Genomic DNA, 12703 nt, shown 5'->3' with positions numbered 1-12703 from the left:
GCGCGTCCTGTTCTTCTCGGTTGCGCATGTCAGTCCCGAAATGGTTTCAAACTCCGGGTGACACGCTGATTTAGCCTGCCAGAAAAGCCCGCGCGGTTTTCCGGCGGGTTGGCAGCGTATGAATTCTGTGGGCTAAGCGGGCCTTATAGGCAATCATTTCGATAAGCGGAACCCCACAAATCGTTTTATTTCAAAGAAAGTGCGAGCATTCACGGAAATTCTGCACTGTCTATGGATGATGCACCCGAACCGAAGCGCTCGCGGGCCGTTCAGGCTTCTGCCTGAGCGACCTTCAGCGATGGTTTGTTGCGCTTTGTGAGCATCTGACCGAACCTGTTTGATGGCTGTTCGATGAGGCGGTAGGAAATCTTAGCCGCAATGATTGCGGCGACGACGATGCCGGCCATTCCTGCTATTTCGGCGGCCGCACCAAGGTTGAGCTTGCGCAGTACCGCCCAGCCGAAACCGACGACGAACATGTGTGTCAGGTAAAGCGAATAGGAAATCGCGCCGAGATCCACGAAGAAATTGTCTCGCAGGTCTCCCATCCAGCGTTCAATACCCAGTGCGCCTGCGACCAGCAAGACAGCCGCGCCGCACATGATGAGATATGTCGAGAAATTGTTGAATGCAGCCAGCGGGGTGGAGAAGGTGCCGTAAAGAGCGGCTGCGGCGAGGATGCCTATGCCGGCCAATGCGACCGGAGGCATTTTTTCCCACAGGCGATGCTTTTCCGCTTCGGCCAGCCACATGCCGAACATGAATGTCAGGAGGTTCTTGTGCAGGTAGAACGCGGCAATGCTTGCCGACGGCTCGACAAAGAAGCTTCCGATGACACAGGCGCCGAACACGATGGTCAGGAGCACGGTGCGCTGCAAGGCGCTTCTGCACCACCAGAACAGGGCGAAGATCGCATAGAAAAACAGTTCGTAATTGAGCGACCAGCCGAGCTTGAAGATCGGGCGCCAGTCGCTTGGGTCGCCCGGAGCGGCCGCGGGTATGAAGAAAAGCGACTTTATGAAATAGCCAACATCCGCCACAGTGGTTTTGAACAGGGATGGCAGATAGAGCGCGCAGAAGAAAACCGTGATCGTGCACAGCCAGTAAAGCGGCACGATGCGGAAAATGCGCCTTGTCAGAAAGTCGCCCGGTCGGAACGGGCCATCGGCGTTGACATAGGCGATGATAAAGCCGCTGATGACGAAAAACAGCTGAACGCCGAAAACGCCCAGCATCGTGATGGCATTGTTGGTTTCAGCACGTGGATGCTCGATCGTGTGAGCGATCAGGACGGCGGTCGCGGCAAGACCGCGCAAGATCTGGATCGAGTAAAGCTGTTTTCGATTCTGCATTATCTGTGCCTCGTTGACGGTACACGCTGTAGCGAAAGCCGCGAATTTTCGCAATTACTAGCGTATAGATTGTGGTGCCGCAGTCGGGAGGAGAAAAGGTGGTTATGCCTTCTCCGTGAATGTTATAACGGAACCGAAGCGCTCCCGGGCTGATTTCTGGCTCGCGCGGCTGATCGGCAGCAAGGTACCATCGTTTGCCAGCAAGCTGAGACCACTATCGGTTTTGCGCAATTGCGCGACGTGCCGGTCGGCGATCCAGTGTGAGCGGTGAATCTGCAGACCGCTCGTATCGCCGACTTCCTTCACGGCGTCGGAAAAGCGGAGAAGAAGGAGTTCCTCTCCTCGGCTGGTGACGACACGCGTGTAGTGATCTTCCGCAGAGAGACGGAGAATCGCGCCGCGATTACCCGGGTTCAATCGGGCCAGCAATGGCGGCGGCGTGTCGGAAGCACTTCTCGGTACGGTTTCCAGATCACGGTGCAACGTCATGTAGGCGAGAATGCAGAACAGTGCGCTGAGGGGGAGGGCGACGGCGGCATTGGCGAGAATGGCTGGGGTGGTCGGCGTAGTGCCAGAAAAACCCCAGTCGATGAAGCCGATCCAGAGTCCGATGGGCAGCGCAGCCGCAACCGCCCCGACCATCATGCGGACAAAGGCGTGTTTCGCGACAGGTTCCAGGAAAGCGTCGGCCAGCACGGAAAAGACGATTGCCGTAGCCCATCCCGCAAACTGCACCGAAAGCCAGTAAAAGAAACGGACCGCCACGGGCATGGACCGTTCAGTTCCGAACGGACCTGTAACGGTGAAGATCAGGACGACGACGATGAAAGTGCCCCACAGTCGCGGCGCGCGAATAATGGCCGACAACTCGCGAAGCGCGAATTGCAACAGGCTCCCGTTCACGTAGTTTTCCTGCATTTGACGCCGTTTCGATTGAGTTGCGCGCAGTCTTGTTGAAAGCGACGGGAAATTCAACAGGAACGCCGCGATGAACTTCGAACCGCTTCTTCAAGCACCGCTCGCCATCCAGATTCACGTCGCGGCCGTCGTGCCCGCCGCAATCATAGGTCTTGCCATCTTCTCGCGTCGCAAGGGCACCCGGTTGCACAGGATGCTTGGGCGATTCTGGGTACTGCTGATGATCGTGACCGCAATCTCCAGTTTTTTCATTCATCAGCTCAATTTCGTTGCCGGGTTCAGCCCGATACACATTCTTTCGATACTGACGCTGTCGGGCTGCGCGCGTGCGGTCGTTGCTGCCCGCGCAGGGCAAATCGGGACACATCGCAGAATCATGAAAAGCGTTTATCTCGGCGGCATTGGCGGAGCGGGATTTTTCGCCTTCATGCCCGGACGCATCATGAACGAGGTTGCTTTTGCTCAGGGATGGAGGTCGCCATTGCTTGTGGCTTCTCTTCTGCTGGTGCTTGTCGCCGCAGGTTTCGTCTATCGAAGCCGAAAGAGTTTTCTTGTGAGCAAACTGTTGCGAAAGAGTCTTCGTTTGTGATTGAGACTGCCATTTACTTTTTATGTTGCCGTGCCAACTCTTTATGCGACAATTGCAGGTATAATTTTGGTGGCGCTTCGTTGGGAGCGGCACGGTGCAGGGGAGTTGGTCAATGCGCTGGCAAGGCCGTAGGCAAAGCGATAATGTGGAAGATCTGCGCGGAGAGCAGGGCGGCGGCTTCGGTCGCGGTGGCGGTTTTGGCGGGCCGGGCTTCCGAATCGTTCGCGGCGGCGGCATTTCCGGCATTCTGATACTGGTGGTGATGTTCTTCGTGCTGCGCGCCGTCGGCATCGATCCGCTGCCGATCCTGTTCGGTGACGGCAGCATGGGGCCGAGCGTAACGCAGCAAGTCGACCAATCCGGACGGACAGTTGCCGAAGGCGGCAATGTCGCCAATGACGAAACGACGCAGTTCGCCCGCACGGTGCTGGCCGAGACGGAAGACGTGTGGAGCGGCATTTTCCAGTCGCGCGGCCAGACCTACACGCCGCCGACCATGGTGCTGTTTTCCGGGCAGGTTCGTTCAGCTTGCGGCTTTGCTTCCGCCGCCTCTGGCCCGTTCTACTGCCCCGGCGACCGCAAGCTCTACATCGATCTGAGCTTCTATAAGGAACTGGCAAACCGCTTCGGCGCTTCCGGCGACTTCGCGCAGGCCTATGTGCTGGCGCACGAAGTGGGTCACCATGTCCAGAACCTGCTTGGCATTCTGCCCAAGTTCAACCAGATGCGGCAGCAGATGAGCGAAGTGCAGGCCAACCAGATGTCGGTTCGCGTGGAGCTTCAGGCCGACTGCTTCGCGGGCGTATGGGGCTATTACACGGAACAGAAGGGTATTCTGGAGGCGGGCGACCTTGAAGAAGCGCTGAATGCCGCGCATCAGATCGGTGACGACACGTTGCAGCGCCGCAGCCAGGGTTATGTCGTGCCGGAAAGCTTCAATCACGGCACTTCGGCCCAGCGTGCCAAATGGTTCCAGCGCGGTTTCGACAGCGGCAAGCTGGAATCTTGCGATACATTCAGCGGCGACGTTTAAGATCGTTTCGATATTCCGGGAAAGGCGGTTTCGACCGCCTTTTTCTTTATCCGGCCGAATTCCATTTTCTTTTTGTCGAAACCGGGCAATATTCGCCTTGTCGCGAAATAATTTTCCAGATAAATGCTTTCGCACCGGCGCGGCCCTTTTCCGATTTGCAAGCGTGACGCTCATTTTTGAGCGGCGATGGCGCGCGAGTTCTCCAATCAACACAGTTTTTGAATGTTCCACCTCGTCCGTCGTGGAGCGTATTTCAGGTGTCCCATGCATGATCCCCAATTTGTACGGCGGGGCTTGTTACTCGTCTTTATGACATTGTTTCTCGACATTATCGGCATTGCAATCATCATGCCGGTTCTGCCGACTTTTCTTGAAGAGCTGACCGGGGCGGATATCAGCACGGCTGCCGTGGATGGCGGCTGGCTTTTGCTGGTCTATGCCGGGATGCAGTTCCTGTTCGCGCCGATGATCGGCAATCTGAGCGACCGTTTCGGGCGGCGCCCGGTACTGCTCGCCTCGATTTTAACCTTCGCGCTCGACAATCTGATCTGCGCGCTCGCAGTCTCATACTGGATGCTTTTCGTCGGCCGTGTGCTGGCGGGGATCAGCGGGGCGAGCTTCGCGACCGCATCGGCCTACATCGCCGATGTCAGCGATGACAGCAATCGTGCGCGCAATTTCGGCTTGATCGGGATTGCCTTTGGTGTCGGCTTTGCGCTTGGTCCGGTTCTGGGCGGTTTGCTGGGTGAGTTCGGCCCGCGCGTTCCGTTCTACGGAGCGGCGTTTCTATCCTTCATCAACTTCATTCTGGCTTATTTCCTGTTGCCGGAGACGTTGAAGCGTGAAAACCGGCGCAGCTTTCAGATCGCCCGGGCCAATCCGCTCGGTGCGCTCAAGCAGATGCGGAACTATCCGGGCATTGGCTGGGTGGTGCTGGTCTTCTTCCTGTTCTGGCTGGCTCATGCCGTCTATCCGTCCGTCTGGGCGTTTGTCGGTGCTTATCGCTATAACTGGAGCGAAGCCCAGATCGGTCTGTCCCTGGGGCTTTTCGGCATTGGCGCGGCCTTCGTGATGGCGCTGGTTCTGCCAAGGGTTCTGCCGGTGCTCGGCGAGCGGCGCACGGCGATCACAGGCGTGCTGTTTTCCTGCCTCGGCATGATCGGCTACGCCATCGCGTGGGAAGGCTGGATGGTTTATGCCGTCATCTTCCTCACCGCGCTGGAAGGACTGGCCGATCCGCCGCTGCGCAGCATCGCGGCGGGCAAAGTTCCGCCTTCGGCGCAGGGCGAATTGCAGGGCGCGCTGACAAGCGTGTCGAGTATTACGACCATTATCGGCCCGCTCATCTTCACGCAGCTTTTTGCGATTTTCACCGGCAAGAACGCTCCGTTCGTCTTTGCGGGCATGCCCTATGCCGTGGGTGCCGGGCTGGTCTTTCTGGCGTTGGTCATCGTGGTGGCGCGGGTGCGGCCTACGCCTGCGGCCAAGCTGTCAGAAGTCTGATCGATACAAAAACAGAAAGGCCGGAGTTTTGCTCCGGCCTTTTCCATTGATATCTCATGCGGAGAATTTAAGCCGCCTGCTCGCGTTCCGGAAGCGGCGCTTCGCCTTTCTTTTCGCGGATCAGATTGATGAAACGACGGAACAGATAGTGCGAATCCTGCGGGCCGGGGGAGGCTTCCGGATGGTGCTGCACCGAGAACACCGGCTTGCCGACGACGCGCAGGCCGCAATTGGTGCCGTCGAAGAGCGACACATGCGTTTCCTCGACATTTTCCGGCAGTGAATCCGAATCGACCGCGAAGCCGTGGTTCATCGATACGATCTCGACCTTGCCCGTCGTGTAGTCCTTGACGGGATGGTTGGCGCCGTGATGGCCCTGATGCATCTTCTCGGTGCGTCCGCCGAGCGCGAGCGCCAGCATCTGGTGACCGAGGCAGATGCCGAAGACCGGAAGATCGGTTTCGACAAGTTTCTTGATGGTGGGCACGGCATATTCGCCGGTCGCTGCCGGGTCGCCGGGGCCATTGGACAGGAAAACGCCATCCGGCTTGTGAGCCAGCACGTCCTCAGCGGTTGCCGTTGCAGGCAGCACGGTGACTTTTGCACCGAGACCGGTGAGCAGGCGCAGGATGTTGCGCTTCACGCCGAAGTCGATCGCTACCACGTGATAGTTCGGAGCGTCCTGTTCGCCATAGCCATCCGCGAGCGTCCATGGCGTTTCCTTCCAGGTGAGGCTCTGTCCGACCGTGACATCCTTCGCGAGGTCGAGATTTTCGAGGCCGCTCCATGCGGCGGCGCGTGCCTTGAGCGCGTCGAGGTCGAACTTGCCGCTCGGATCATGCGCGATAACCGCGTTCTGCGCGCCGCGCTCGCGGATGAGCGAGGTCAGCGCGCGGGTATCGATACCGGCGAGCGCGATGATGCCGCGATGCTTGAGCCAGGCGTCCAGATCTTCCGTGGCGCGGAAATTCGATGGCGATGTGATGTCGGCCTTGAAGATCGCGCCGACCGCGCCGTGGCGGTTGGCTGGCGTCAGGTCTTCGATGTCTTCTCCATTGGCGCCGACATTGCCGATATGCGGGAAGGTGAAGGTGACGATCTGTCCGGCATAGGATGGATCCGTGAGGATTTCTTCGTAACCGGTCAGCGCCGTATTGAAGACCACTTCGGCTTCGATTGCGCCCGTCGCGCCGAGGCCCTTGCCTTCGATTACGGTTCCATCGGCAAGTACGAGGATGGCGGTTCGCTTCTCAACAGTCCAGGGTGCTGTTTTCGGTGTGGTTTCTGTCATGGTCTGCACTCCTGTTTCGCCAGCGTGTTATTTTATTACCAGTTAAAGCGTCGAACTGATGGAATCAAATCGACGCTCTAAATTATTTGTTTTCATGCATGCCGTTGTCCCAAAACCGGTTCCCACTTTTGGGCGGCATGCTTTAGGCGGCACGCATTCGCGCTTCGACCCGCCACCGGGTAGGCAGCTTGAAAGATGAAGCGTCAAGGGTCATATATGCGCCAAAAGGCAGCGGGGATTTCAAACCTCCCACTGCCAGCACGTGCCGATGTCCTGCTAAGCCTTGAGCAATAGAGAAACTTGGAAGCCGGGTCAATCGTTCGCGACCATGCTTTCCTGAAATAATGACGATAATCATCACATTATTTCACGGGATGGCGGTTCGTACAGCTCGGCGTTTCTATTCGCTTGCTGTATAGATGCACGAAACGAACAACACAGAACAAACACCGTCAGGAGAGACGTTATGCTTCGCCAGGAGATTTCCCAGGCCCTCACGACCGCGCTGAAGGCGCAGGACAAGCGCCGCATGTCGACGCTGCGCCTCGTCATGGCCGCGGTGAAGGACCGCGATATCGCCAATCGCACCGCTGGCAAAGACCCGGTAGGGGATGAGGAATTGCTCGGCATTCTGGGCAAGATGGTCAAGCAGCGTGAAGAATCCGCCCGCATCTACGAGGAAGGCAGCCGTATCGAGCTGGCAGACGCCGAGCGCGAGGAAATCGCGATCATTTCCGAGTTTCTGCCGCAGCAGATGTCGGACGATGAGATCAAGCAGGCTTGTGCGGATGTAATTGCTGAAATCGGCGCCCAGGGGCTGCGCGACATGGGCAAGTGCATGGCAGTGCTAAAGGAGCGCTATGCCGGCAAGATGGATTTCACCAAGGCCAGCGCCATCGTGAAATCGCTCTTGCAGTGAAAGCGTTTTGATTTGTTCAAGCCCTCGCTCTGGCGAGGGTTTTTGTTTGTGCTATGCATGGCGAAGCCCAACCAACCACCGGATGCTGAGAGATGAAAACAGCTTTGCTCGTCATAGATGTTCAAAACGACATCGTGGCCGGGATGGGCACGCCAGAACGGCAGCCCGCTATCGACCGTGCCCTCGATGAGATCGTCGTGCGGCTGCGCGGCTTGCAGGAGAAGGCGCGTCAGGCCGGAATTCCGGTCATCATGGTGCAGCATGACGGCGGTCCGGGTGACGAGCTGGAAAAAGGCATAGCTGGATGGGAAATCCGCGAGGAGCTTGCCTTGAAACCGGGCGACATTCTGGTGGAAAAACGAAGCTGCGATTCTTTCCACGAGACCGAGCTTCAGGCCATCCTGAAACAGCGGGATATTTCGCATCTGGTTGTCGGCGGCTGTCAGACGCAATATTGCGTCGACACCACCGTTCGGCGCGCCGTTTCTCTCGGTTATGATGTGACATTGATCGGCGATGCGCACACAACCGGCGACACCGCCAGCCTGCAATTTGCGGATATTGTCGCGCATCACAATGAAACGCTGAATGGTTTCAGAGCTGGAAATTCACGCGTGCGAGTGTGTCCTGCCGCGGATATTTCCTTTTGATATTCAACGTCATGCGACAGCGGTGGTGTAACTGCTGCCGCTTGACCCGATGCTCAGCTCTGCTTGACGGTCTTGAGGCGCGTATCGCTGAGCAGACCCTGTTCTTCGAGGACTGGATAAGCCATCGATGCCAGGAGCGAGTTGATCTGCTTGAGGTCGCGGATCGTATCGAGGTGGATCGTGCTCGTCTCGATACTGCGGGTGGCGCCTTCGCGCAGGCGGGTGAAGTGCCGCATGCTCGTCTGCTTTTCCAGTTCGCGCAGCTGGTCCTTTTCCTGCACAAGCTGGCGGGCCGTGCGGCCATCCCGTGAAACGATCACGTTGAAAGCCATATGCGCATTGGCCAGCACCATGGCGTGGAAATGGCTGAGTTCCTTCCAGCCTTCCTCGGTGAATTCCAGCTTGTGGTCCATCTTCTTTTGAACATGCGCCAGCATGTTGCGGACGATGATGTCGCCCACCTGTTCGAGCTTCACGCAGGCTCCCAGCAGTTCCTGCATCCGCAGGGACTCGAAATCCGTCAGCTCATGGGTTGCAAGCCTGGTCAGGTAGAGCTTGATCGCGGCGTGTTTCTTGTCCACCCGGTCGTCAAGCGCCGCCAACTCATTGATCCGCGCCTGATCCGGCTTTTCGTAAAGTTCGATGATGCGGCGCAGCATGACCTCGATCGTGTCGCAGACGCCGACCACTTCGCGGGTGGCATTGGCGAGCGCTTGCGAAGGCCGGTCGAGCACGGCGGTATCGAGCGCGCTGTATTCCTCGGCCGCCAGAGGCTGCGCGGGCGCATTCCTGTCGGCATTGAGGTTCACGAGCGCTTCGGTCGCACGCAGAACGAGGCCGGAAAGCGGAATGCCGGCAATCATCACGATGACATTGAACAGGATATGCGCGTTGACCACCTGCGAAACCGGATCGGCGCCAAGGAAGGCGATAGGCGGCTTGAAGGTCTGGTAAAGCACCAGCATTACGAGCGATCCGGCGCCGCGCATCAGGAGGTTGCCGAGCGGCACGACACGGGTTTCAGGCGGTGCATGACGGGTCAGGATTGGAGCGATGATCGACGACCCCAGATTGACGCCGAGAACCATCACCACGGCAAGTTCTGGCTGGATTAGCCCGCGGGAGGCAAAGGTGGTAAGCAGGATGACGGCGGCAACGCTTGAATGAAACAGCCATGTCATCAGCGCCGCAAGCAGATAGGCTGTGATCGGATCGCCGGAAAGATAATCCACGATGACCGGCAGCAATTCGCTTTGCCGCAGCGGCTCCGTGGCCTGTCCGGTCATTTCCAGCGACATGATGAGAAGGCCCACGCCGACCAGAATACGCCCGATCTGCCGCCAGTCACGGCGCTCGGTGGTCATGAAGATGCCGGTGCCGATGACGAGGCAGAGCGGCACCAGAAGGGTGAGGTCGTAGCTCAGGATCTTGACGACGAGGGCGGAGCCGAGTTCGCCGCCGCGCACGGCCATGAGACCGGCGACGCCGCTGACAAAGCCCGAACCGACAAATGAACCGACGAGAAGCGTAACCGCTGTCGAGCTTTGCAGGGCGACCGCAAGGGCAAGGCCAAAAGCAACGGAAAGCAGCGGATTCTGCATCTGGTTGCGCAGGCGTCTGCGCAGCCTATCACCATAGGCGCGCTCCACCCCGGTCCGCACCATGCGTGTTGCCCACAGCAGGAGGGCAACCGCACCGGCCAGATGCAAAAGGACTACAGAACCATTCACGGCAAGATCCCTTCGGGTTGGAGACAGGGTTGAAACTCTGGTTGATTGAGCTAACGCAACAAATGAAGAAAAAATATGTTCCGGCTAATCAAATTTCCAAGAGATATGGGCTTGTTCGCAATAAAAAGCAATCCATTCCCACAGCGTCGTGACGAATATATGACAGTTTTGTGACAGTGCGCTGGTCCGTCGGCGACATGTGATTAGCGGGGAGGGACGCGCCTGCGCGATGGACTGTCGAAGCGGGCGAGCCTATATACTCTGTAGAATGCACTCGCTGCCTGAACGGCCTGCCGTATGAACCGAAAGTGAAATCTGTAATGCGTTTTCCGCCCTCCTTTCTCGATGAGATCAGAGACCGCGTCCCGATCTCGGCGCTGATAGGAACGCGCGTTTCGTTCGACCGCAAGAAAAGCAATCCGCCAAAGGGCGATTTCTGGGCCTGCTGTCCATTCCATGGCGAGAAGACGCCAAGTTTTCACTGCGAAGACCGCAAGGGCCGCTATCATTGTTTCGGTTGCGGCGTGACCGGCGATCACTTCAAGTTCCTGACCGATCTTGAAGGCTTGAGTTTTCCCGAGGCCGTGGAGCGCGTTGCCGATATGGCAGGCGTTCCGATGCCGGCGCGTGATCCGGAAATGGAAAAGCGCGAAGCGCAGCGCGCCACGCTCTACGATGTCATGGAACTGGCCGCGCAGTTTTTTGAAAGCCAGTTGCAAAACGCCGTCGGAGCCAAGGCGCGTGCCTATCTGCGCGACCGCGGCCTTTCGACTGCAACGCAGCAGGCGTTCCGCATCGGCTATGCACCGGAATCGCGCAATGCCTTGAAGGAATTTTTGGCAGGCAAGGGCGTGTCGCGCGAACAGATCGAGGGGTGCGGCCTTGTCGTGCACGGCGAGGGGATTGCCGTTTCCTACGACCGTTTTCGTGACCGCGTCATGTTCCCGATCGAGGATCTGCGTGGGCGCATCATTGCTTTCGGCGGACGAGCGCTTTCCGCCGATGCCCCGGCCAAATATCTGAACTCGCCGGAAACCGAGCTCTTTCACAAGGGCCGGGTGCTTTACAATGGCTTGCGGGCGCGCAAGGCCTGTCAGCCGCAAGGTGGCGAACCCGCCAAATCCATCATCGCCGTCGAAGGCTATATGGATGTGATCGCGCTGGCGCAGGCCGGTATCCATCAGGTGGTGGCTCCACTCGGCACGGCACTGACGGAAGAACAGCTTGAACTTCTCTGGCGCATCAGCCCGGAACCCGTTCTGTGCTTCGATGGTGACGGGGCGGGGCTTCGCGCCGCCTATCGCGCCGTCGATCTGGGACTACCTGCCTTGCAGCCCGGCAAGTCGCTGCGTTTCGCGCTTCTGCCGGAGGGGCAGGACCCGGACGATCTCGTCAAGGCGGAAGGGTCGGCTGCGTTCCACGCGGTCCTGCGCGATGCCAGGCCGCTGGTCGATATGGTGTGGACGCGGGAAACGACGGGCGGTGTCTTCGATACGCCGGAACGCCGGGCCGAGCTTGAAGCGCGGTTGCGCGAGATTACCAGCCGCATCGCCAATGAAGATATTCGCCGCCACTACAGCCAGGATATGCGCGAACGGGCGCAGGCCTTCTTCGGTCAGGGACGTCAGGGGTATCAGGGCGGAGGCCAGCGCAATTCGTCTTTCAATCGCAGGAACGAAGGCGGACGCGGGCGCGGCGGACCGGCTGGCGGCAGCGGGCGCCTTGCGATTTCCGACAGCCTGGTGCGTTCCACGCTGGTAAAGGGTGGCAGGCCGGGCGCTGGTTCGCACGCTCCCTTGCGCGAAACGGCAATCGTGTTGACGCTTCTCAACCATCCGCGTCTGATCGAAGAGGATTTCGAGACGCTGGCCGCGCTCGATCTCGGGCATGAAGCCTTGAGGTCGCTGCATCTGGCCATGCTGGACGTACTGGCCGCCGGCCACATGGAAGATGGCCACGCGATGCGGCGGGCGCTGGTCAATGCCGGGTTTGGCGAACAGATTGAAATGCTCGAACTTGTGGTGAAGGGCGCGAAGCTCTGGACTGCGACGGCTCTGGCCGCGGAAGACGATGCGCGCGAGGCACTTCGCCAGGCGCTTCACTTGCATCAGCGGGCGCGCACACTACATAAGGAGCTGCGGGCCGTTGAAGCCGCACTTGAAACAGATGAAACGGGCGAGTTGTTCGCACGTCTCAGAGATATACAAAATCAGATATTGAAAGCTGATGCGACCGAAGCGCTGATAGACGGTTTCGGCCTGTCTTCGGGGCGTCCGCCCGGCGGCTTCTGATTCGTTTTCACGAATCAAACTTGCGAGAACAGCCGGAAATGCGGGGTTGCGATCCGAAAAACGCGCTCTATCTGGCCGACGGCGAGGCCGTGACAACAAAATGATTCGCTTTTTAGGCGCGAATCAGGTGAGTCGCTCTTGACGTATGGCGCAAATGACGGAATCACGACAGTTCGAACAAGGAAAAAGAACAGAAACCGGTGATATCCGAGGCTGCAAAGGCAGTAGGCAGCAAGCCGGATACGGGCCGGAAACGTGGCCCGGAAAAACGGCATTGTCTGGTTGACCGCCTGATCTGCCCACAAGAAATCGGAGATGAAGAAGCCCGATACCGATGGCAAGGTTAATCCGCCATTAACAGGAAATCGGCTACTCGCAGAATCAACTGACGGATTGCGACCTCGCAAAACTGTCCGAGAACTCTATA

Annotated in this window: 11 protein-coding genes; 6 read left to right on the top strand and 5 right to left on the bottom strand. The window is 58.5% G+C overall.

Annotated elements, in window-relative coordinates; genetic code table 11:
* Positions 1–269: 269 nt before the first annotated feature.
* Together J9800_RS09040 and J9800_RS09035 are read right to left on the bottom strand one after the other, a co-directional pair.
* Positions 270–1352, bottom strand: a complete 1083-nt coding sequence (locus tag J9800_RS09040) for an acyltransferase family protein (protein ID WP_114216345.1) — start codon at positions 1350–1352, stop codon at positions 270–272.
* Positions 1353–1454: 102 nt separating this feature from the next.
* On the bottom strand, positions 1455–2270 hold the full coding sequence (locus J9800_RS09035) for a LytTR family DNA-binding domain-containing protein (protein ID WP_114216346.1): 816 nt from the start codon (positions 2268–2270) through the stop codon (positions 1455–1457).
* 70 nt (positions 2271–2340) lie between these two features.
* Here J9800_RS09035 and J9800_RS09030 point away from each other — a divergent pair, with 70 nt between their 5' ends.
* The 3 genes from J9800_RS09030 to J9800_RS09020 all read left to right on the top strand — a co-directional run bounded on the left by J9800_RS09030 (position 2341) and on the right by J9800_RS09020 (position 5395).
* A complete protein-coding gene (locus J9800_RS09030; RefSeq protein WP_114216347.1) occupies positions 2341–2859 on the top strand; it encodes a DUF2306 domain-containing protein in 519 nt (172 codons plus the stop codon).
* A gap of 112 nt (positions 2860–2971) precedes the next feature.
* A complete protein-coding gene (gene ypfJ, locus J9800_RS09025; protein WP_114216348.1) occupies positions 2972–3892 on the top strand; it encodes a KPN_02809 family neutral zinc metallopeptidase in 921 nt (306 codons plus the stop codon).
* A 264-nt stretch (positions 3893–4156) separates the two neighbouring features.
* A complete protein-coding gene (locus tag J9800_RS09020; RefSeq protein ID WP_114216349.1) occupies positions 4157–5395 on the top strand; it encodes a TCR/Tet family MFS transporter in 1239 nt (412 codons plus the stop codon).
* A 67-nt stretch (positions 5396–5462) separates the two neighbouring features.
* On the opposite strand, the gene carA is transcribed toward J9800_RS09020, so the two are convergent.
* Entirely contained in the window at positions 5463–6686 is a 1224-nt protein-coding gene (gene carA / locus J9800_RS09015) for a glutamine-hydrolyzing carbamoyl-phosphate synthase small subunit (RefSeq protein WP_114216350.1), read from the bottom strand.
* A gap of 466 nt (positions 6687–7152) precedes the next feature.
* Here carA and J9800_RS09010 point away from each other — a divergent pair, with 466 nt between their 5' ends.
* Positions 7153–7605 (top strand): GatB/YqeY domain-containing protein, encoded by a 453-nt coding sequence (locus J9800_RS09010; protein WP_112585843.1) that lies wholly within the window; start codon positions 7153–7155, stop codon positions 7603–7605.
* A gap of 92 nt (positions 7606–7697) precedes the next feature.
* Positions 7698–8255: a cysteine hydrolase family protein gene (locus J9800_RS09005; protein WP_114216351.1), complete on the top strand. Its 558-nt coding sequence runs from the start codon at positions 7698–7700 to the stop codon at positions 8253–8255.
* 53 nt (positions 8256–8308) lie between these two features.
* Here J9800_RS09005 and J9800_RS09000 read toward each other — a convergent pair whose 3' ends face one another.
* Positions 8309–9985, bottom strand: coding sequence for a Na/Pi cotransporter family protein (locus J9800_RS09000; RefSeq protein ID WP_114216352.1), 1677 nt, complete (start codon positions 9983–9985; stop codon positions 8309–8311).
* Between the two features lie 320 nt (positions 9986–10305).
* Between J9800_RS09000 and dnaG the strand changes: the two genes are divergently transcribed.
* Positions 10306–12276 carry a DNA primase gene (dnaG, locus tag J9800_RS08995; RefSeq protein WP_114216353.1) on the top strand — a complete coding sequence of 657 codons (1971 nt, stop codon included), beginning with the start codon at positions 10306–10308 and terminating at the stop codon, positions 12274–12276.
* Positions 12277–12290: 14 nt separating this feature from the next.
* On the opposite strand, the gene J9800_RS08990 is transcribed toward dnaG, so the two are convergent.
* Entirely contained in the window at positions 12291–12617 is a 327-nt protein-coding gene (locus tag J9800_RS08990) for a hypothetical protein (protein ID WP_162792664.1), read from the bottom strand.
* Between the last annotated feature and the right edge of the window lie 86 nt (positions 12618–12703).

Source organism: Ochrobactrum sp. AP1BH01-1 (assembly GCF_018066705.1).
Lineage (GTDB): Bacteria > Pseudomonadota > Alphaproteobacteria > Rhizobiales > Rhizobiaceae > Brucella.
This window is presented reverse-complemented; position numbering and strand designations above follow the sequence as displayed.